Origin of the sequence: Brevundimonas sp. 374, assembly GCF_900102995.1 — a bacterium.
GTDB lineage: Bacteria > Pseudomonadota > Alphaproteobacteria > Caulobacterales > Caulobacteraceae > Brevundimonas > Brevundimonas vesicularis_C.
The window spans coordinates 629,874-650,334 of the sequence record NZ_FNKT01000001.1 but is presented as its reverse complement, the minus strand read 5'-3'; the positions used below and the strand labels follow the sequence as shown (position 1 = coordinate 650,334).

The 20,461-nt window shown below is 65.2% G+C and carries 19 protein-coding genes and 3 tRNA genes; 18 read left to right on the top strand and 4 right to left on the bottom strand.

What is annotated here, in order from left to right; genetic code table 11:
* The first annotated feature begins 66 nt into the window (after positions 1–66).
* The 3 genes from lon to BLR19_RS03180 all read left to right on the top strand — a co-directional run bounded on the left by lon (position 67) and on the right by BLR19_RS03180 (position 2,957).
* Entirely contained in the window at positions 67–2,463 is a 2,397-nt protein-coding gene (gene lon / locus BLR19_RS03190) for an endopeptidase La (RefSeq protein WP_091747103.1), read from the top strand.
* Between the two features lie 106 nt (positions 2,464–2,569).
* Complete coding sequence (locus tag BLR19_RS03185) at positions 2,570–2,845, top strand: HU family DNA-binding protein (protein WP_017504003.1); 276 nt, start codon at positions 2,570–2,572, stop codon at positions 2,843–2,845.
* A 35-nt stretch (positions 2,846–2,880) separates the two neighbouring features.
* A tRNA-Val gene (locus BLR19_RS03180) sits at positions 2,881–2,957 on the top strand.
* Between the two features lie 58 nt (positions 2,958–3,015).
* Here BLR19_RS03180 and BLR19_RS03175 read toward each other — a convergent pair.
* Positions 3,016–6,309 (bottom strand): autotransporter outer membrane beta-barrel domain-containing protein, encoded by a 3,294-nt coding sequence (locus BLR19_RS03175; RefSeq protein WP_091747100.1) that lies wholly within the window; start codon positions 6,307–6,309, stop codon positions 3,016–3,018.
* 312 nt (positions 6,310–6,621) lie between these two features.
* On the opposite strand from BLR19_RS03175, the gene BLR19_RS03170 reads away from it, so the two are divergent.
* On the top strand, positions 6,622–7,872 hold the full coding sequence (locus BLR19_RS03170) for a glycosyltransferase (protein ID WP_091747097.1): 1,251 nt from the start codon (positions 6,622–6,624) through the stop codon (positions 7,870–7,872).
* A gap of 86 nt (positions 7,873–7,958) precedes the next feature.
* Here the strand turns inward: BLR19_RS03170 and BLR19_RS03165 are convergent.
* From BLR19_RS03165 to BLR19_RS03155, 3 genes are all read right to left on the bottom strand, one after another.
* Positions 7,959–8,035, bottom strand: a tRNA-Asp gene (locus tag BLR19_RS03165).
* An 80-nt stretch (positions 8,036–8,115) separates the two neighbouring features.
* Positions 8,116–8,192 (bottom strand) — tRNA-Asp (locus BLR19_RS03160).
* A 96-nt stretch (positions 8,193–8,288) separates the two neighbouring features.
* Positions 8,289–9,920 carry an AbgT family transporter gene (locus BLR19_RS03155; RefSeq protein WP_091747093.1) on the bottom strand — a complete coding sequence of 544 codons (1,632 nt, stop codon included), beginning with the start codon at positions 9,918–9,920 and terminating at the stop codon, positions 8,289–8,291.
* Positions 9,921–10,125: 205 nt separating this feature from the next.
* Between BLR19_RS03155 and BLR19_RS03150 the strand changes: the two genes are divergently transcribed.
* The 14 genes from BLR19_RS03150 (at position 10,126) to nuoK (ending at position 20,460) form a co-directional block, all read left to right on the top strand.
* Positions 10,126–10,503: an NADH-quinone oxidoreductase subunit A gene (locus BLR19_RS03150; RefSeq protein ID WP_017503999.1), complete on the top strand. Its 378-nt coding sequence runs from the start codon at positions 10,126–10,128 to the stop codon at positions 10,501–10,503.
* A complete protein-coding gene (locus tag BLR19_RS03145) occupies positions 10,473–11,102 on the top strand; it encodes a NuoB/complex I 20 kDa subunit family protein (protein ID WP_087119131.1) in 630 nt (209 codons plus the stop codon). Before BLR19_RS03150 ends, BLR19_RS03145 begins: the two co-directional genes overlap by 31 nt.
* Positions 11,099–11,743 (top strand): NADH-quinone oxidoreductase subunit C, encoded by a 645-nt coding sequence (locus BLR19_RS03140; RefSeq protein ID WP_091747090.1) that lies wholly within the window; start codon positions 11,099–11,101, stop codon positions 11,741–11,743. Before BLR19_RS03145 ends, BLR19_RS03140 begins: the two co-directional genes overlap by 4 nt.
* 86 nt (positions 11,744–11,829) lie before the next feature.
* Positions 11,830–13,008, top strand: a complete 1,179-nt coding sequence (locus BLR19_RS03135) for an NADH-quinone oxidoreductase subunit D (protein WP_088582886.1) — start codon at positions 11,830–11,832, stop codon at positions 13,006–13,008.
* The gene (gene nuoE, locus BLR19_RS03130) at positions 13,005–13,682 is read left to right on the top strand and encodes an NADH-quinone oxidoreductase subunit NuoE (protein ID WP_091747087.1); all 678 of its coding nucleotides are present in this window, start codon (positions 13,005–13,007) and stop codon (positions 13,680–13,682) included. Before BLR19_RS03135 ends, nuoE begins: the two co-directional genes overlap by 4 nt.
* Positions 13,682–13,945, top strand: coding sequence for a hypothetical protein (locus tag BLR19_RS03125; protein WP_017503994.1), 264 nt, complete (start codon positions 13,682–13,684; stop codon positions 13,943–13,945). The genes nuoE and BLR19_RS03125 overlap by 1 nt, the downstream gene beginning before the upstream one ends.
* A gap of 5 nt (positions 13,946–13,950) precedes the next feature.
* Positions 13,951–15,264, top strand: coding sequence for an NADH-quinone oxidoreductase subunit NuoF (gene nuoF / locus BLR19_RS03120; protein WP_091747082.1), 1,314 nt, complete (start codon positions 13,951–13,953; stop codon positions 15,262–15,264).
* A 2-nt stretch (positions 15,265–15,266) separates the two neighbouring features.
* Complete coding sequence (locus BLR19_RS03115) at positions 15,267–15,656, top strand: hypothetical protein (RefSeq protein ID WP_091747079.1); 390 nt, start codon at positions 15,267–15,269, stop codon at positions 15,654–15,656.
* The gene (gene nuoG, locus BLR19_RS03110; protein WP_091747075.1) at positions 15,656–17,701 is read left to right on the top strand and encodes an NADH-quinone oxidoreductase subunit NuoG; all 2,046 of its coding nucleotides are present in this window, start codon (positions 15,656–15,658) and stop codon (positions 17,699–17,701) included. The genes BLR19_RS03115 and nuoG overlap by 1 nt, the downstream gene beginning before the upstream one ends.
* 3 nt (positions 17,702–17,704) lie before the next feature.
* On the top strand, positions 17,705–18,778 hold the full coding sequence (nuoH, locus tag BLR19_RS03105) for an NADH-quinone oxidoreductase subunit NuoH (RefSeq protein ID WP_039247406.1): 1,074 nt from the start codon (positions 17,705–17,707) through the stop codon (positions 18,776–18,778).
* Positions 18,778–18,963: a hypothetical protein gene (locus tag BLR19_RS03100; protein WP_091747072.1), complete on the top strand. Its 186-nt coding sequence runs from the start codon at positions 18,778–18,780 to the stop codon at positions 18,961–18,963. Before nuoH ends, BLR19_RS03100 begins: the two co-directional genes overlap by 1 nt.
* Positions 18,963–19,454, top strand: coding sequence for an NADH-quinone oxidoreductase subunit NuoI (gene nuoI / locus BLR19_RS03095; RefSeq protein WP_017503987.1), 492 nt, complete (start codon positions 18,963–18,965; stop codon positions 19,452–19,454). The genes BLR19_RS03100 and nuoI overlap by 1 nt, the downstream gene beginning before the upstream one ends.
* Positions 19,455–19,528: 74 nt before the next feature.
* Complete coding sequence (locus BLR19_RS03090) at positions 19,529–20,155, top strand: NADH-quinone oxidoreductase subunit J (protein WP_017503986.1); 627 nt, start codon at positions 19,529–19,531, stop codon at positions 20,153–20,155.
* Complete coding sequence (gene nuoK, locus BLR19_RS03085) at positions 20,155–20,460, top strand: NADH-quinone oxidoreductase subunit NuoK (RefSeq protein WP_039247409.1); 306 nt, start codon at positions 20,155–20,157, stop codon at positions 20,458–20,460. Before BLR19_RS03090 ends, nuoK begins: the two co-directional genes overlap by 1 nt.
* Position 20,461: the final 1 nt, after the last annotated feature.

Below are 20,461 nucleotides of genomic sequence, written 5' to 3'. Positions count from 1 at the left end.
CGGGCCTCTTGCCCGGCGGACCCTGACGGCGGGCCGGAGATGATCAATGGCCCAGGAGTACGCATCATGACTGAACCAAAAATCCTGCCCGTCCTGCCGCTGAGAGACATCGTCGTCTTCCCGCACATGGTCGTGCCGCTCTTCGTCGGACGCGAGAAGTCGGTGAAGGCGCTGGACGAGATCATGAAGGGCGAAAAGCAGATCCTGCTGGCGACCCAGAAGAACAGCGTCGACGACGATCCGTCGCCGGACGCCATCTATCCCATCGGCGTGCTGGCCTCGGTGCTGCAACTGCTGAAACTGCCCGACGGCACGGTGAAGGTGCTGGTCGAGGGCAAGGGCCGCGCGCGCCTGACCCGCTTCACCGACCGTGAGGAGTATTTCGAGGCCGAGGCCGTCGAGATCGAAGACGAAGCCGGCGACGCCTCGCAGGCGGAAGCCATGCTGCGCGCCGTGGTCGAGCAGTTCGAAAACTATGTGAAGCTGAACAAGAAGGTTCCGCCCGAGGCCCTCAGCTCCATCCCCCAGATCACCGACGCCTCCAAGCTGGCCGACTCGGTCGCCGCACACCTGTCGGTCAAGATCGCCGACAAGCAGGGCCTGCTGGAAACCTTCGACGTGCCCAAGCGGCTGGAGAAGGTCTATGGGCTGATGGAGGGCGAGATCTCGGTCCTTCAGGTTGAGAAGAAGATCCGCTCGCGCGTGAAGCGCCAGATGGAGAAGACCCAGCGCGAATATTATCTGAACGAGCAGATGAAGGCGATCCAGCGCGAGCTGGGCGAGACCGACGACGCGCGCGACGAGATCATGGATCTGGAGAAGCGTATCCGCAAGACGCGCCTGTCCAAGGAGGCGCGCACCAAGGTCGAGGCCGAGGTCAAGAAGCTGCGCAACATGAGCCCGATGTCGGCGGAGTCGACCGTCGTGCGCAACTATCTCGACTGGCTGCTGTCCGTGCCGTGGGGCAAGGCCAAGCAGAAGCCGATCGACCTGGCCAAGGCCGAGGACATCCTGGAAGAGGATCACTTCGGCCTGGAGAAGGTCAAGGAACGGATCATCGAGTATCTGGCGGTTCAGGCCCGCACCGGCAGCCTGAAGGGTCCGATCCTGTGCCTGGTCGGCCCTCCCGGCGTCGGCAAGACCTCGCTGGCCAAGTCCATCGCCAAGGCGACAGGGCGTGAATACGTTCGCATGTCGCTGGGCGGCGTGCGCGACGAGAGCGAGATCCGCGGCCACCGGCGGACCTATATCGGCTCCATGCCCGGCAAGATCATCCAGTCGATGAAGAAGGCCAAGACCACCAACGCCTTCGTCCTGCTGGACGAGATCGACAAGCTGGGATCGGACTGGCGCGGCGATCCGTCGTCGGCCCTGCTGGAGGTGTTGGACCCGGCCCAGAACTCGACCTTCGGCGACCACTATTTGGAGGTGGACTACGACCTGTCCCAGGTGATGTTCGTGACGACCGCGAACAGCCTGAACATGCCGCAGCCGCTGATGGACCGGATGGAGATCATTCGGGTGTCGGGCTACACTGAAGACGAGAAGGTCGAGATCGCCAAGCGCCACGTCCTGCCCAAGCAGTTGGCGGACCACGGTCTGAAGGATGGCGAACTGATCGTGCCGGAAGACACGATCCGCGACCTGATCCGCTATTACACCCGCGAGGCCGGCGTGCGGTCGCTGGAACGCGCTTTGGGCGGTCTGGCGCGCAAGGCCGTTCGCGAGATGGCCAAGACGGGCGCCAAGTCGATCACGGTCGATGAGGCCAAGCTGGCCGAATATGCGGGCGTGAAGAAGTTCCGCTACGGCGAGACGGACGAGGAGGATCAGGTCGGCATCGTTACGGGTCTGGCCTGGACCGAGTTCGGCGGCGACATCTTGACCATCGAGGCGATCAAGATGCCGGGCCGCGGGCGCATGACCGTGACCGGCAATCTGAAGGACGTGATGAAGGAGTCGATCTCGGCGGCGGCGTCCTACGTCCGCTCGCGGGCCCTGGCCTTCGGGGTCAAGCCGCCGATGTTCGAGAAGACCGACATCCACGTCCACGTGCCGGACGGCGCTACGCCCAAGGACGGCCCGTCCGCCGGCGTGGCCATGACGGTGGCGATGGTCTCGGTTCTGACCGGCATCCCGATCCGTAAGGATATCGCCATGACCGGCGAGATCACTTTGCGCGGCCGGGTCACCGCCATCGGCGGTCTGAAGGAGAAGCTGCTCGCGGCCCTGCGCTCCGGCGTCAAGACGGTGCTGATCCCGCAGGAAAATGAGAAGGATCTCGCCGACGTGCCGGACAATGTGAAGTCGGCGCTGGAGATCGTGCCGATCTCGACGGCGGACGAGGCGCTGAATTGGGCCTTGGTCGGCACCTTGACGCCGGTGGAGTGGGATGAGGCGGCCGACCCCCTGCCGGCCCCCATCGCGGCTCCGGAAGGACCGGCTGCAGCCGTCAGCCACTAACGCCGAGTTGAGCGGCGAGCGCCGCCGGTGACCCCACCGGCGGCGTTTTCGTTTTTGACGCAATCGCCGATCTGTCCTTTAGTGATTCGTTCTGGAGGGGGGACGGATGACCAAAGCGGAACTGATAGGCCGGATGGCCAGCGCGGCGAACATCAGCCGCGACCAGGCCAAGACGGCGCTGGAAGCGTTTACCGACGGCGTGACCGAGTCGCTGACGCGGGGCGCGGATGTGAAGCTGATCGGTTTCGGCAGTTTCGTCGCCGTGGACCGCAAGGCCGGCGTCGCGCGCAATCCGCAGACCGGCGCGGCCGTCGCTCGCCCGGCGTCGCGCACCGCGCGCTTTCGCCCGGGCGAAGGTTTGAAAAGCGCCTTGAACGGTTGAGGCGCGACGGGCATAAGCCCGTCTCTGCCCGTTGGGGGCGGCTAGCTCAGCTGGTCAGAGCATCTCGTTTACACCGAGAGGGTCGGCGGTTCGAACCCGTCGCCGCCTACCAAACAAAAAGGCCGCCGGATCGCTCCGGCGGCCTTTCGTTTGTCTGGATCGGGCTGCGATCAGAAGCGGAAGCTGGCCCGCAGTAGCAGCGAGTAGCGGACGTAGTCTTCCAGCAGCTCGGCGTCGCCGGTCAGCGACAGCATGCCCAGTTCGTTGCCGAAGTTCAGGCGGAAGCCCAGGATCGGCCCGCCGCCTTCGATGGCGTCCGGCGACAGGATGAAGTCCGGGCCGCCGCTGGCGAAGCGCGCGATGGTTTCGCCGGCGTCGACCGAGATGTTCTGACGATAGCCGACGCGCAGTTCCGGACGGATCCAGCCGTTGCGGCCGAAGCCATAGCCGACGTTCATCGCCGCCACGGCCGAGAAGATGTGGCTGTCGCGCGAATCGATGTCGAGATCGAAGCCGTCGCCGCCGCCCTTCTCGCTGCGCGAGCCTTCCGACAGGCTGAAATATTCACCGTAGATTTCGGGGCGGATGTTCAGGCGGCCGAAGTTGCGCTCATACGAGGCGCCGCCGGCGACCGCCGCCGTCCAGCCATGCCAGTCGGACTTGTTGTTCAGATAGACGCCCGTGGCGACCAGCGAGCGATCGGCGCTGAAGGAGGCGTAGCCCCCCGCCGCACGGGCCCAGGTCGTCCAGTATTGACCCTGAGCGCGCCAGTAGAGGCCCAACTCCAGCAGATTGGCGGACAGGACCTCTTCGGCTTCGGCCTCGGGGTCCTTGATGTCGGACGAAGTGAAGGCGGCCGAGATCCCGATGGCGCCCAGGCTGGTGCCCTTTTCGACGCCGCCGGCGACGCCGAAGCCTTCGGACCGGAAACCGTAGGAGTCGGTCTTGTCCTTGTCGGCGTAGAAGTTGATCTCCTGGACCCAGGCGCTGGTTTCACCCGGCGCAGCGGCGGCGTTGCGGCCGGTCAGCGCGCGGGTGACCGCATCGACGCCGGCCGACAGCGACATCAGCGGTCCGCCGGAGTGGTCGGGCAGCATCTGCTCGTAGGCGTCAATGAAGCCGTCGCGCGACGTCTGCGACAGGAACAGGTTGCGCAGGGCCTCATTGGACCCCAGCGCGCCATAGACGGCGTCGTAGGCGGACGCCTCGACCGGGATCAACCCGGCCTCGGAGGCCGTACGGCGACGCGCATCGACATAGACGGTGTTGCCGGCCACGCCGCCCTGCACGACGTAAAGATAGGGCGAGTTGTCCGACAGCAGGGTCTGGTTGATCTGACCCACATTCAGCGTGCCTGCCGTGATGACGTTGAACCGCTCAGGCTGATCGATCAGCGACGAGAAGCGGACGCCCAGAGTGGAGCCTGTCGCCAGGGTCGCATTGCCGCTGACATTGAAGCCGCCGGCGCGGTCGTTGGCGGGGTCAAGATTGACCAGCAATGTCCCTTCGGCGCCGATGTTCAGGTTGGAGATCGCCGTGGCGCCCGTCTGGGTGGCGGCCAGGGTGCCCTTCGACACGTTGATGTCCAGCAGGCCGTCGCTGTTGGCGATGGCGCCGGTCACAACCGCGCCGCCGCTGATGTTCAGCCGGTCGGCGCCGGCGCCGAAATCGATGTCGCCGTTGACGACGCCGTTCTCGATATTGAGGGTGTCGGCGCCCGATCCCAGCTTGATCGCGCCGACAATGGCCGGTTCGTTCGCGTCCGGCACGCCGTCCTTGTCCGTATCCGTCGCCGTGCTGCCGGCAGCGGCGGGAATGCCGTACTGCCGCAGGGTGACGCCGGTCGTGTTGGCCGAGACGTCGATGGCGGTCACCTTGCCGGTGACAGGATTTGTATCGTCGGTGTTAGGGGTGAGCGAGCCGATGATCGAACCGGCGTTGTTCAGCTGGGTCAGGCTGCCGGACTGGTCACGAATAACGGTGGCCGAACCCTGATTGCCGCCGAAAGAGGCTACCAGATTGCCTGTGTTGGTCAGGGAGGCGACGTTGGCGCCTGCACCAATCAGAATGCCGGTCGCGCTCTGGGTCTGCTTGCCCGAGGCGACGGCCTGAATGGCGCCCGAGTTGTTGATTGTGGGAGCGGTCACGCCCGAGCCGATCCAGAGACCCGTGGCGTTGGCATCAACGGCCGTGGACGAGATGCCGCCCTCGTTGCGGACGCCGCCAGTAACATTCACGGCCTGGCCGCCGGTCACGCCGAGTTGCACGGCGCGCGACTCCACGCCGGAGTAAAGGCCGGATCCGATGATCGTACCGCGGTTGATCAGGCCATAGGCCGCATCGCCTGTACCGACGGCGCCGAGGGTCACCGCCTGTGTCGTCGAACCGATCAGCAGAGCAGGCGCGCCGCCCAGCGATGTGATGGAGGCGGCTGTCTCGCTGGCGTCCGGGATGCCGTCGCCGTCACGGTCCGGATCGTCGCGGTTCTTGATGCCGTCGCCGTCATCGTCCTCGTCGCCGTTCTTGACGCCGTCCTTGTCGTCATCGCCCTCGATGCCGGCCTCGGAATAGGCGAGCGCCTTGTCCAGCAGCACGCCGCCGGCGACATTGGCGCCGACGCGAACGGCCGGTCCACCTTGCAGCAGATCGTCTGCGTCGAGTTCGTCGAGGAACAGGGTCGTGGCGTTGTCGAAGGTGCCGGTTGTCGGGCGCGCGGGCGGCGGGGTGGTGTAGCGATACCCCGTGGTCACCACGGAAGAGTGAATCTTGAGTGCGCCGCCGACGTTACCTTCGATGGAAACGCCCGTCGCATTGGCGCCGAGCGCTGAGATCGAACCGGCAAGATCGACATTGCCGGAAATCGGCCCCGTGGTGCGGATGGCGGCGCTGTCGTTGCCGGTCACACGGACCGTTCCCAGGCTCTGAAGCTTGCCGTTCAGGGCGGATTCGACGGACAGACCGTAGGAATTGTTGCCCTCCACAGCGATCGCGCCCGTGCCCTCGACCAGGATGTTGCCGGTGAAGGGCGAGGCGCCGGTGACCCGCACGCCGTAGCGGCCGGTTCCGGTGGCGAACGGGCCGTCCAGGTCGCCGTCGCCGTCGGTGTCCTTGATGTCCGCTGTTTCAAGCGTGTCATTGACGGTGATGGAGCCGCCGACGATCACCGAGCCGGTGTTGCCGCCGTTGACCAACAGGCCGGTCGAGCCGTCGGCCGACTTGTCCATCGTGATGGAACCGCCGCTGTCCAGATCGACCGTGTTGTTGCTGTTCAGCGTGACCGCCGCGCCGGAGGCGACGGCGACGCTGCCGCCGCTGGCGATGCGGATGTTATCGGCGGCTGTGCCCGTCGCATTGGACGTCTGGATCGGTGTTGTCCGGGCGTTCGAGATGACGATCTCGGCCTGGGATCCTGTGGCGACCATCAAGGGGGCGATCGCCACGGCGGTCGCGAGCAAAATACGCATTCGGTAGAAACCCCTGGTGGTCACGCGTCACGTTACGGGAGACCCCTTAGCAGGGTCCGCGCCAGCGTTCCAAGTTTATCGAATTTGAGGCGAATGCAAGGCCGTGATGGTCTTGAAGCCATCCTGTAATGCGACCCGCGTTCGTTCGTCGATGCCCCATAGGCCGAATGCGGAGGAAATCGCAACACCGCGCACTTGAGCTTTGCCGCGCCCGGGTTTACGGGCGTCGAACGGTCTTAGAGGCTGCGTCCCGTGGGCGCATCCATCGAACTCCTCCGGCGTTCGACAGCCCAGACCAGGCGAGAACACTCCATGAGCATGACAGACCTCGACGTCCAGGAAAGCGAACTCCGACTGATTCCGGGGTTGGACGTGGAAGTCGCCGATACGCTGCGGGCCCTGAAGGCGGCGGCGATGGACGAGCGGCCCCGGTTGGTGGACACCACAATGCTCTATGCGCCACGCTCAGGCGGGGTGAAGCGCTATATCCTGTCCAAGAAGGCATGGATCGAGGCCAATCGGCCGGGGGTCAGCCACTCACTGATCGTGCCGGGTGCGCGGCACAAGGCGCGAGCCGACGGCATCGTGCAACTACGGGCGACCAAGCTGCCGTTCGGGGACGGCTATCGCTGGCCCAGTTCGGTGAAGCGCTGGAGCGCCTGGGTGGCGGCGATGAAGCCGTCCATCATCGAGGCCGGGGACCCTTACACGCCGGGGCAGGGGGCTTTGGAGGCCGGTCAGCGGGTCGGATGCCCGGTCGTCGGCTTCTGCCATTCCGATCCGGCTGGGCTGGCGGCGCTGCACTTCGGCGAATGGGCCAAGAAGCCGGTGGAGAAGCGCTGGGCGAAGCTGTTTTCACAGTTCGATCGGGTCGTGTCGCCCAGCCGCTTTATCGCGCGGCGCCTGGAAGAGGCCGGTGTGAACAACATCGTCATTCGGCCTCTGGGCGTGGAGATCGACACCTTCCGTCCGGAACGTCGTGACCGGCAGTGGCTGCTGAAACAGCTGGGTTTGGGCGAAGACGCGCGCCTGCTGTGCTTCGCGGGTCGTCCGGCCAAGGAAAAGAATGTCGATGTGCTGATCGAGGCGGTCCAGAAGCTGGGCGCCCCCTATCACCTGGTGCTGGTCGGCGCAGGCGCGGGAATGCCGGAAGAGGACCGCGTCATCTCCATGCCCTATGAAAGCGATCCCAAGGCGGTCGCCAAGATCATCGCCAGCTGCGATGCGTTCGTTCACGCCAATGACAAGGAGCCGTTCGGGCTGATCGTACTGGAGGCGATGGCCTGTGGCCGCCCCGTCGTTGGGGTCAATGCGGGCGGTGTCGCCGAGACGGTCGACGAGAGCGTGGGGCAACTGGCCGCCAGCGCGGATGCCGACGATTACGCCCAGGCGGTCGAGGCCCTGTTCGCTCGCGACATCGAAGCGATCGGCCGGGCGGCTCGCGAAAAGGCGGTCAGCCAGTTCGCCTGGAATCGAGTCTTCGAGGACCTCTGCATGGTCTATGGCGAGCTGACGGGCGAAACGGCGTTCCTGAACCCGGATAGTGCACTGCCGCTGCACTGAGCGGCCAAGGCCACGACGCGTTCGAATGGCGCGTTTCCGAAAACGGGAGCGCGCCACTTCTTTTATATCAATGTCTTGAAAAGAAGTGGCGCGAGTGACGGGGCTCGAACCCGCGACCTCCGGCGTGACAGGCCGGCACTCTAACCAACTGAGCTACACCCGCGTATCAGGTCGAAACTTTTGAGCTGTTTCGAAAGCTTTTTGGGAAGGCGGTGCGCGCCACTCTTCTATTTCTAGAAAGAGTGGCGCGAGTGACGGGGCTCGAACCCGCGACCTCCGGCGTGACAGGCCGGCACTCTAACCAACTGAGCTACACCCGCGTTTCCCGGCCGAAGCGGCTGTGCGCCCCGGCGAGGGGCGTCGTTTAGGCGGGCTGACACATCGCGTCAAGCGACGTTTTCGGAGAAACGCGCCCCTCAACGCGACGGGGCTGTGGACGGTGTGACCATCGCTGCCTGGGGCGGGCTGTGCGGCCCCGCTACGCCGCCGTCGGCAGGCTCATGGGCCGCCACAGCGGGAGGCGGCGGCTCGTAGTGGACGCCGACGCCCGGTCCCAGCGGCAGGTCGAAGGCGACCCAGGCCGCCACCATGGCCAGACCGGCGACCAGGAAGGCTCCGGCATACGGCAGCATGGTCGCCATCAGCGATCCCAAACCGAATCGTGGATCCCAGCGCTGTGCGAAGGTCAGGATCAGCGGGAAGTAGCTCATCAGCGGCGTGGCGATGTTGGTGACGGAATCGCCCATGCGATAAGCGGCGGTCGTCATCTCCGGCGAAATGCCCAGCAGCATGAACATCGGCACCACAATGGGCGCCAGGGCCGACCATTTGGCCGAGGCCGAGCCGATGAACAGGTCGAAGAAGCACGAGACGAAGACGACGCAGATCAGCAGCAGAGGGGCGGGCAGGGCCAGGGTCTTCAGGCCCGCCGCCGCATTGACCGCCAGGATCGGCCCCAGGCCCGACCAGTTGAACATGGCCACGAAGTGGGCGGCGAAGAAGGCCAGCACGATGTAGGGCGCCAACTGGGCGATGCCGTCGCGCATCATCGTGACCATGTCGCGGTGCGACTGGATCGTGCCGGCTCCTGCGCCATAGGCGCCGCCGGTGACGAAGAAGGTGATGGCGAAGAAGGCGACCAGGGACTTGTAGAGCGGATTGAACTTCTGCTCCGGATCCACGTCGGGATCGACGAACGGCGAGCCCGGTATGAAGGTCAGCAGGGCCCAGAGCGCGATCATGCCCAGAAGCGCCAGGCCGGCGAACTTCAGGCCTCGCTTTTCGGCGGCGGTCAGGGGCTGTTTTTCCGAAGCGTTCAGTGCGGCGACACCCTCTGACTGCTTCCAGACGCCGAGGCGCGGCTCGATCACCCGGTCGGTCAGGATCCAGACGATGGGGGTGAAGACGAAGACGACGCCGACAATGAAGAACCAGTTGCCGGCGATGTTGACCGAATAGGATGGGTCGATCAGACGGGCGGCCGGCTCAGTGATGCCCAGGATCAAGGCGTCGCTGGCGCCAGGGAACAGGTTGCCGGCGTATCCGCCCGACACGGCGGCGAAGCCTGCGGCCAGACCCGCCAGCGGATGGCGGCCCGCAGCGGCGAAGATGACGGCCGCCAGCGGGATGACCACGACATAGGAGGCGTCCGACGCGTGATGGGACACCATGCCGGTGATCACGACGACAGGCGTCAGTATGGAGCGCGGGGCGTTCAGCAGGGCGCCGCGAATGGCGGTCGCGAACATCCCGGTGCGTTCGGCGACCGAAGCGCCATAGATGATGGTTATGACGATGCCGAGGGGCGGGAAGTCCGCCAGCGTGCGCGGCATGCCGATGATCAACTGTTCCAGGTTCTCTCCGGACAGCAGGCTCTTGGCGACCAGTTGATCGCCGGTGACCGGATTGACGGCCGACCAGCCCAGGCCGGCGCCGACCATGCTGAGGACGATCAGACCGCCGATCAGCCACAGGAACAGGAAGACGGGATCGGGAAGTCGATTACCGATCCGCTCGACAGTGTTCAGGGCGCGGCTGGCTAGGCTCATTCGGATGACTTTCGGTTACGCGATCGGCTCGCCAATAGGCCTTTGCAGCCCGGCGACGCGCAAGCGTCGGCCCTGCGACATATGGCGCGCAAAGTTGCGAGCCGTTCTCAATGAAAATCCAATGGTCGCAGGGGTTTGAACGGCGGCGGTCTTGGGTCTAAGAAGCGCCGAATCCCGCCTCTCCCCGGCGGACGAGGTTCTTCGAATGAACGCATTCCTTCTCGAATATCTTCCGGTCCTGGTCTTCGCCGGCGTAGCCGCCTTCATCGGCATTCTTTTCATCGTGCTGCCGCTGCTGCTGGCGCCGAAAAGCCCCGATAGCGAGAAGCTGTCGGCCTATGAGTGCGGCTTCAACGCCTTCGACGATGCCCGGATGAAGTTCGACATCCGCTTCTATCTGGTGTCGATCCTGTTCATCATCTTCGACCTGGAAGTCGCCTTCCTGTTCCCATGGGCGGTGTCGATGTTCGATCTGTCGCACGCCGGCATGGTGTTCGCCTTCTGGTCGATGATGGTCTTCCTGGGCGTATTGACCATCGGCTTCATCTACGAATGGAAGAAGGGAGCCCTGGAATGGGAGTAGTCGCCGCTTCCAAGCCCGCAGGCCTGGTGTCCGCATCGGGCGCGCCGTTGGTTCCGGCCGGCGCCGGCGCGCGTTCGACCGTCGAGGGTTATGACCCCAAGGTCCACGACAAGTTCTTCGAGGCCGTGAACATGGAGCTCGGCGAGCGCGGCTATCTGGTCGCCGCCGCCGACGACGTCATCAACTGGGCCCGCACGGGCTCGCTGATGTGGATGACGTTCGGCCTCGCCTGCTGCGCCGTCGAGATGATCCAGATGTCGATGCCGCGCTTCGACGTCGAACGCTTCGGCATGGCGCCGCGCGCCAGCCCGCGTCAGTCGGACCTGATGATCGTCGCCGGCACCCTGACCAACAAGATGGCCCCGGCCATCCGCAAGGTCTACGATCAGATGCCCGATCCGCGCTATGTCGTGTCGATGGGCAGCTGCGCCAATGGTGGCGGCTACTACCACTATAGTTACAGCGTCGTGCGCGGTTGCGACCGCGTTGTGCCGGTCGACGTCTATGTGCCCGGCTGTCCGCCGACGGCCGAGGCGCTGCTTTACGGCCTGCTGCAACTGCAGAAGAAGATCCGTCGCACGGGGACCATCGACCGATGACCTCTCTGGCTGTTCAAGCGCAACACGAAGCCGCCCTGACGCCGCTGGGCGCCGAGATGGTCGGGGCCCTTGCCGGTGATGGGTGGAGCGTCGAGGCCCAGGTAGCGTTCGGCGAGCTGACGCTGGTCGCGCCGCGCGAGCGGATCGTCGACGTGCTGACGACGCTGCGCGATCAGTTCGGCTTCCAACAACTGCTCGACCTGTGCGGCGTGGACTATCCGGACCGCAAGGAGCGGTTCGAGGTGGTCTACCACCTGCTGTCGATGACGCGGAACGCGCGCCTGCGGGTCAAGGTCTCGACCGATGAGACCCAGCCGGTGCCGTCGGTCATCTCGGCCTATCCGGCCGCCAACTGGTTCGAGCGTGAAGCCTACGACATGTACGGCATGCTGTTCTCGGGTCACCCGGACATGCGTCGCCTGCTGACGGACTATGGCTTCGAAGGCCATCCGCTGCGCAAGGACTTCCCGATGACGGGCTATGTCGAGGTCCGCTACGACGAGGAACAGCGCCGCGTGGTCTATGAGCCGGTCAAGCTGACCCAAGAATTCCGCACCTTCGATTTCCTGTCGCCCTGGGAGGGCGCCGAATACCCCGCGCCGGTCCTGCCCGGCGACGAGAAGGCGGGAGGCCAGGCGTAATGGCTGACGGAAACCCCACCCTGCCGCCGCTAGGCGTCGATGTGTTCGAGGACGACCTCGACACCCGCACCGCCCACGCGCGCGAGATGGAAGACCGCAAGTTCACCATCAACTTCGGTCCGCAACACCCGGCCGCGCACGGCGTGCTGCGCCTGGTGCTGGAGCTGGACGGCGAGATCGTCGAGCGCGTCGATCCGCACATCGGCCTGCTGCACCGCGGCACCGAAAAGCTGATGGAGGCCCGCACATACCTTCAGAACGTGCCGTATCTGGACCGGTTGGACTACGTCTCGCCGATGAACCAGGAGCACGCCTTCTGCCTGGCGATCGAGAAGCTGCTGGGCATCGAGGTTCCGTACCGGGCGCAGCTGATCCGCGTCCTGTATTCGGAAATCGGCCGCATCCTGTCGCACATGCTGAACGTGACGACCCAGGCCATGGACGTCGGCGCCCTGACGCCGCCGCTCTGGGGCTTTGAGGAACGCGAAAAGCTGATGGTGTTCTACGAGCGCGCCTGCGGCGCCCGTCTGCACGCCAACTACTTCCGTCCCGGCGGCGTCCATCAGGACCTGCCGATGGACCTGATCGACGACATCGGCCGCTGGTGCCACGAGTTCCCGCCGGCGCTGAAGGACATCGAAAGCCTGGTCACCGAAAACCGCATCTTCAAACAGCGCAACGTCGACATCGGCGTGGTGTCCAAGCAGCAGGCCCTGGAATGGGGCTTCACCGGCGTGATGCTGCGCGGCTCGAACATCGCCTGGGACCTGCGCAAGTCGCAGCCCTATGAGTGCTATGCCGAGCTCGACTTCGATGTGGTCGTCGGCAAGAACGGCGACTGCTGGGATCGCTATCTGGTGCGCATCGAGGAGATGAAGCAGTCGGTGCGGATCATGGAGCAGTGCATCCACAAGCTGCGCAACTGCCCCGGCGAGCCGGTGATGGTCGAGGACAACAAGATCGTCCCGCCGCGCCGTGGCGAGATGAAGCGCTCGATGGAATCGCTGATCCACCACTTCAAGCTCTACACCGAAGGCTTCAAGACGCCTGAGGGCGAGGTCTATGCTTCGGTCGAGGCGCCCAAGGGCGAGTTCGGCATCTATCTGGTTTCGGACGGCACCAACAAACCCTATCGCGTGAAGATCTCGGCGCCGGGCTTCCGCTCGCTGCAGGCGATGGACTGGATGAACCGTGGCCACCAACTGGCCGACGTGTCCGCCATCCTGGGCTCGCTCGACATCGTTTTCGGAGAAGTGGACCGATGAGCGTTCGTCGTCTCGCTAAGGAACAGCCCGCCTCCTTCGCCTTCTCGGCCGATACGACCGCCAAGGCCGAATGGTGGATCAAGAAATATCCGGAAGGGCGTCGTCAATCGGCGGTGATCCCGATCCTGTGGCTGGTGCAAAAGCAGGAAGGCTGGGTGTCCGAACCCGCCATCCGCGCCATCGCCGAGCTGCTGGACATGGCCTACATCCGGGTGCTGGAGGTCGCGACCTTCTACACCATGTTCATGCTGGAGCCGGTCGGCAAGACGGCGCTGATCCAGGTGTGCGGCACCACGCCGTGCATGCTGCGCGGCGCCAATGAGCTGATGCGCGTCTGCAAGGAGAAGATCGGTCCCAAGGATCATCTGTCCGCCGACGGCCGCTTCACATGGCAGGAAGTCGAGTGCCTGGGCGCCTGCTCCAACGCGCCGATGGCCCAGATCAACGACTACTATTTTGAGGATCTGACGCCCGAGACGATCGGCCGGATCATCGACGACTTCGCCGCCGGCAAGACGCCCGAGCCGGGCTCCTACATCGGTCGCACCAATGCGGCGCCGCAAGGCGGGGCCAAGACCCTGCTCGATGCGACGCTGTATGACGGCTCGGCCGCCAAGCCGATCAAGAAGCTGCCGAACAGCGACCCGGCGCCGGTCGAGAAGGCGCCGGCCTGATGTCGCCGCCGGATCTGAACACCGAGGAGGGCCGCGCCGCCTACCGCAAGGAACTGCGAAACGTCGGGCGTCCGCTGCGCGCGGGTGGCCTTGCCATGGTCGTCGGCGCGGCCGTTTTGATCCTGATCTCGCGTCAGGGCGCAGTCGGGCCGTGGGCGGTCAATCTCTCCTACTTCATGCTGGCGGCGGGCTGGGTGATGGTCATCGCGGCCATCTGGATGCGCACGCGCCACCACAAGCGCCGTCTGGCGGAAGGACTCTGAGGGCCATGGTCGGCATTCTCGAAGACAAGGATCGCATCTTCACCAACCTGTACGGCTTCCACGACTGGACGCTGGACGGGGCGAAGAACCGCGGCGCCTGGAACGCCACCAAGGACATGCTGGACCTTGGCCGCGACTGGATCATCAACAACGTCAAGGCCTCGGGTCTGCGCGGCCGTGGCGGCGCGGGCTTCTCGACCGGCCTGAAGTGGTCGTTCATGCCCAAGGAAGTGAAGGATCGTCCTCACTACCTGGTCATCAACGCCGATGAATCCGAGCCCGCGACCTGCAAGGACCGCGAGATCATGCGCCATGATCCGCACCTGCTGATCGAAGGCGCGCTGATCGCCAGCTTCGCGATGCAGGCCCACGCCTGCTACATCTATCTTCGTGGCGAATACGTGCTGGAACGCGAGCGGATGGAAGCCGCCGTCAAGCAGGCCTATGACGCCAAGCTGATCGGCGACGGCAACGTCCACGGTTGGGACTTCCACGTCTATATCCACCACGGCGCGGGCGCCTATATCTGCGGCGAAGAGACGGCTCTGCTGGAATCGCTGGAAGGCAAGAAGGGGCAACCGCGTCTGAAGCCGCCGTTCCCGGCCGGTGCGGGCCTCTATGGCTGCCCGACCACGGTGAACAACGTCGAGTCGATCGCCGTCGTCGGTACGATCCTGCGTCGCGGCGCCGATTGGTTCGCCAGCTTCGGCCGTCCGAACAACACCGGCACCAAGCTGATGTCCCTCTCGGGTCACGTGAACACGCCCTGCGTGGTCGAAGAGGCCATGTCGATCCCGCTGCGTCAGTTGATCGAGGATCACGGCGGCGGCGTGCGTGGCGGCTGGAGCAATCTGAAGGCCATCATCCCCGGCGGCGCGTCCTGCCCGGTCATTACGCGCGAACAGGCCGAGACGGTCCTGATGGACTTCGATTCCATGCGCGAGGTTCGCTCGTCGCTGGGCACCGCCGGCGTGACGGTGATGGACGAATCCACCGACATCGTGAAGGCGATCGCTCGCATCAGCTACTTCTTCAAGCACGAGAGCTGCGGCCAGTGCACGCCATGCCGCGAAGGCACCGGCTGGATGTGGCGCGTGCTGGAGCGGATGGCCGTGGGCGAGGCCGATCCGTCGGAAATCGACCTGCTGCTGGACGTCGCCGGCCAGGTCGAGGGACACACCATCTGCGCCCTGGGCGACGCCGCCGCCTGGCCGGTTCAGGGCCTGATCCGTCACTTCCGTCACGAGATCGAAGAGCGGATCGCCAACTATCGCAGCCGCCGCGCGAATTTCGCCGGCCACGCGATCGCGGCGGAGTAGAGATGCGCCTCGCCGTCGCCCTGTTGCTGACGCTTCCGATCCTCGCCGCTTGCGGCGAGCGGGAAAAGGCTGCGCCTGAAGCGTCGACCGCGCCCGCGACGGCGGCTCTCGCTGTGGTGGCTCCCGCCGCGACGGCGGCGGCTCCGGCGAACCTCGAAGCGGCCTGCCGCGACGTGGTGAACCGCATGTATGGCCAGGAAGGCGACGCCGTCGTCTTCACCGCCACCGGCGAACGCACGGCCCAGGTGTCGTGGCGCGCGCCGGTCGATGGCGGCCGGCTGGAATTCGAATGCCGGGCCGAAGCCGACGGTGCGGGCCTGTTCCGCGACGGTCAGCCGATGTCCGTGGATGTACAAATGGCGGCTCCCGCCGCCAAGCAAGAGGCCCGCTGATGCCTATCGCCAAGGTCAACGGCGTCGAAACCGAGTTCGAGCCCGGAATGACTGTGCTCCAGGTCGCCGAACGCGCCGGACAAGAGATTCCGCGCTTCTGCTATCACGAGCGCCTGTCCATCGCCGGCAACTGCCGCATGTGCCTGGTCGAGGTGAAGCCTGGACCGCCCAAGCCGCAGGCCTCGTGCGCGCTTCCGGCCGCCGACGGCCAGGAAATCTTCACCGACACGCCGATGGTCAAGAAGGCCCGCGAAGGGGTGATGGAGTTCCTGCTCATCAACCACCCGCTGGATTGCCCGATCTGCGACCAGGGCGGCGAGTGCGACCTGCAGGACCAGTCGGTCGGCTACGGCCGCGACGGCTCGCGCTATTCGGAGAACAAGCGCGCGGTCGAAGAAAAGGCGATGGGTCCAACCATCAAGACCTTCATGACGCGCTGCATTCAGTGCACGCGCTGCGTCCGCTTCATCACCGAAGTCGCGGGCGTGCCGGATATCGGCATGATCTCGCGCGGCGAGGACGCCGAGATCACGACCTATCTGGAAAAGTCGGTCGCCTCGGAACTGTCGGGCAACGTCAACGACCTGTGCCCGGTCGGCGCCCTGACGCACCGTCCGTGGCAGTACCACTATCGTCCGTGGGAACTGAAGAAGACCGAGACCATCGACGTCATGGACGCCCTGGGCTCGAACATCCGCGCCGACTATCGCGGGTCCGAGGTCATGCGCGTGCTGCCGCGCGTCAATGAGGGCATCAACGAGGAGTGGCTGTCGGACAAGAGCCGCTACGTCGTCGACGGTCTGACCGCGCGTCGTCTGGACCGTCCGTGGATCCGTGAGAATGGCAAGCTGCGCGCCGCCTCGTGGAACGAGGCGCTGGACGCCGTCGCCGCCAAGCTGAAGGCCGCACCGGCCGACCGCATCGGCGTGATCGCCGGCGATCTGCAGGACGCCGAGTCGATGAAGGCGACGCTGGACCTGTTCCGTGCGCTCGGCTCCAACAACACCGATTGCCGCCAGGACGGGGCCGCCGTGGGTTACGGCCCGCGCGAGGGATGGCTGTTCAACTCCGGACTGGAAGGCATTGAAAAGGCTGACGCCGTTCTGATCGTCGGCGCCAATCCGCGCACCGAGGCGCCGCTGCTGAACGCCCGCCTGCGCAAGGCCTGGCTGAAGGGCGACGTGGAGATCGGTCTGATCGGCGAACAGGCTGACCTGACGTTCGACTACGCCTATCTGGGTGCAGGCACGCAGACCTTGGCCAAGCTGCCGAAGTCTGCGCTGGACTTCCTGACCAAGGCCGAGCGTCCGGCGATCATCGTCGGCTCAGGCGCGCTGGGCGGGGAGGGCGGTCCGGCCGTTCTGAACGCACTCGGCGCCCTGGCCAAGAAGGTCGGCGTGGTCGCCGACGGCTGGAACGGCTTCAACGTCCTGCACCACGCCGCGTCGCGCGTCGCCGGTCTGGACATGGGCTTCGTGCCGGCTGAGGGCGGCCTGACCGTCGCCGAAATGCTGAAGCCGGATGCGCTGGACGTGTTGTTCCTGCTGGGCGCCGACGAGGTCGATCCGACCGGTTCGAACGCCTTCCGCGTCTATCTGGGCAGCCACGGCGACCGCGGCGCGCACGGCGCCGACGTGATCCTGCCGGGCGCGGCCTACACCGAGAAGGCCGGCCTGTACGTCAACACCGAGGGCCGGGTGCAGATGGCCGAACGCGTCGTCTTCCCCAAGGGCGAGGCCAAGGAAGACTGGGCCATCATCCGCGCCCTGTCGGCGCGCGTCGATCAGACCCTGCCTTACGACACGCTGGAGCAACTGCGCGCCAGGCTGATGGGCGATCATCCGACCTTCGGCCGGATCGATTATCTGCCCGCGCCGGCGGCGTTCGACGTGGCGGCCCTGGGCGCCAAGGGCGATCTGGGCGACCGCGCCTTCGTCTCGGTCGTGACCGACCCGTATCTTTCCAATCCGATAGCGCGCGCCAGCGCGACGATGGCCGAGCTGTCCGCCCTGCGGACCCAGCCGGTCGCAATGGCGGCGGAGTAAGCCATGGACCCCGTTTCCTTCTGGGCCACGCCTTTGGGCTGGACGCTGATCACGGTCGGCCAGGTCCTGCTGATCACGGTCGGCGTGCTGATCGCCGTCGCCTTCCTGCTGCTGGCCGACCGCAAGGTCTGGGCCGGCGTGCAGATGCGCAAGGGTCCGAACGTCGTCGGTCCCTTCGGCCTGCTTCAATCCTTCGCCGACATGATCAAGTTCGTGCTGAAGGAAGTCGTGATCCCGGCTGGTGCCGACAAGGCGGTCTTCATCATCGCGCCGATCATCACCGTCATTCTGGCCTTCATGGCCTGGGCGGTCATTCCGTTCGCGCCCGGATGGGTGGTGTCGGACCTGAACGTCGGCATCCTGTACATCTTCGCGGTGTCGTCGCTGGGCGTTTACGGCATCATCATGGGCGGCTGGGCTTCGAACTCGAAGTATCCGTTCCTGGGCTCGCTGCGTTCGGCGGCGCAGATGGTGTCCTATGAAGTCTCGCTGGGCCTCATCATCATCAATGTGATCCTGCTGGCCGGCACCATGAACCTGTCGGCCATCGTCGACAGCCAGAAGGGCATGTTCTGGAACTGGTACGGCTTCGGCGGCGGCGCCGACACCTGGCCGCTGGTGGTGATCCTGTTCCCGATGTCGATCATCTTCTTCATCTCGGCCCTGGCCGAAACTAATCGCCCTCCGTTCGACCTGCCCGAGGCCGAGTCCGAACTGGTCGCCGGTTACCAGGTCGAATACAGCTCGACGCCGTATCTGCTGTTCATGATGGGCGAGTACGTCAACATCGTCTTCATGTCGGCGATGATCAGCCTGCTGTTCTTCGGCGGCTGGAACCCCGGTGTGCCGCAGGCGTGGATGGATGGGCTGCCGGCCTGGATCGCCTACACGATCTATCTGCTGACCTTCATGGCCAAGACGGTCTTCTGGTTCATCATGATCTCGATGGTGAAGGCCTTCGTGCCGCGCTATCGCTATGACCAACTGATGCGTCTGGGCTGGAAGATCTTCCTGCCGACGTCGCTGGTCGCGGTCGTGATCGTTTCCGCTTGGCGCGTCTTCGTGGTGGGGTCGTGATGCGCGGACCTATCATCGGCCTCGGCCTCGGTCTTCTGACGATGACCGCCGCCTGCGCGCCCGACCCGTCGCGCATGCCCGAGTCGAGCTATCAATGGCAGCAACGCCAGGACCGCATCGAACAGGACTGGCGCGCCAGCCAGACCGCACCCCAGACGACGCCCGCCCCCAAGGATAAGCCCTGATGTTCACCCGTATCGTCCAGGCGACCAAGGGCGCGATGATGCTGGACGTCATCGGCGCCATCGGTCTGTCGCTGAAATATATGGCCCGTCCCAAGATGACGGTGAACTATCCGTTCGAGCGCAATCCGCAGTCGCCGCGCTTCCGTGGCGAGCACGCGCTGCGTCGCTATGCGAACGGCGAGGAACGCTGCATCGCCTGCAAGCTGTGCGAGGCCATCTGCCCCGCCCAGGCCATCACCATCGAGGCCGAGCCACGCGCCGACGGCAGCCGTCGCACGACCCGCTACGACATCGACATGGTCAAATGCATCTACTGCGGCCTGTGCCAGGAGGCCTGCCCGGTGGACGCCATCGTGGAAGGGCCGAACTCGGAGTTCGCCGTCGAGACGCGCGAAGAGCTGCTCTACGACAAGCAACGCCTGCTTGATAACGGCGACCGCTGGGAACGGCAGATCGCCAAGAATCTGGAACTCGACGCGCCTTACCGCTAAGGCGCATCTCGCTAAACGGGTCGGCGATTCCTGAAACAGGGTCGCGGCCGATACGAAAGGGGCTTCGTCCCGACATGCTGCAAGGCATAGCCTTCTATCTGCTGGCGGCGGTCGCCACGGTTTCCGGCCTTCTGGTCGTGACCGCGCGCAACCCGGTGCACAGCGTGCTGTGGTTGATCCTGGCTTTCTTCTCGTCGGCGGGTCTGTTCGTCCTGCTGGGCGCCGAGTTCCTGGCGATGCTGCTGGTCGTCGTCTATGTGGGCGCGGTCGCGGTGCTGTTCCTGTTCGTCGTCATGATGCTGGACGTGGACTTCCTGAAGCTGCGCGAAGGCTACGCGCGCTATCTGCCGCTGGGCGCCATCATCGCCGCCGTGCTGCTGGTCGAGATGATCATCGTCTCGGTCGCCGTGGTTCAGGGCGGGGCCGCTGCGGGCCTGCCGGCGCCGGGCGCGCCGGACGCCAGCGTGACGAACGTCGAGGCGATCGGCCGCGTGCTCTACACGGACTATGTCTACTTCTTCCAGGCGGCAGGGATCGTGCTGCTGATCGCGATGATCGGCGCCATCACCCTGACCCTGCGCCACAAGCCGCACATCAAACGCCAGAACCCCGGCGACCAGGTGAACCGCGACCGTCGCAAGTCGGTCGAGATCAAGTCCGCCGCCACGGGCGAAGGCGTCAGCGCCGAGGAGCTTCTCTGATGATCGGTCTGACCCACTATCTGACGGTCGCTGCGATCCTGTTCACCATCGGGGTGTTCGGCATCTTCGTGAACCGCAAGAACGTCATCATCATCCTGATGTCGATCGAGCTGATCCTGTTGGCGGTGAACATCAACTTCGTCGCCTTCTCGGCCTATCTGAACGAGATCAGCGGGCAGATCATGGCGATGTTCGTCCTGACCGTTGCCGCAGCCGAGGCCGCCGTCGGCCTGGCGATCCTGGTGACCTTCTTCCGTAACCGCGGCGACATCGCCGTGGACGACGCCTCCGTGATGAAGGGCTGAG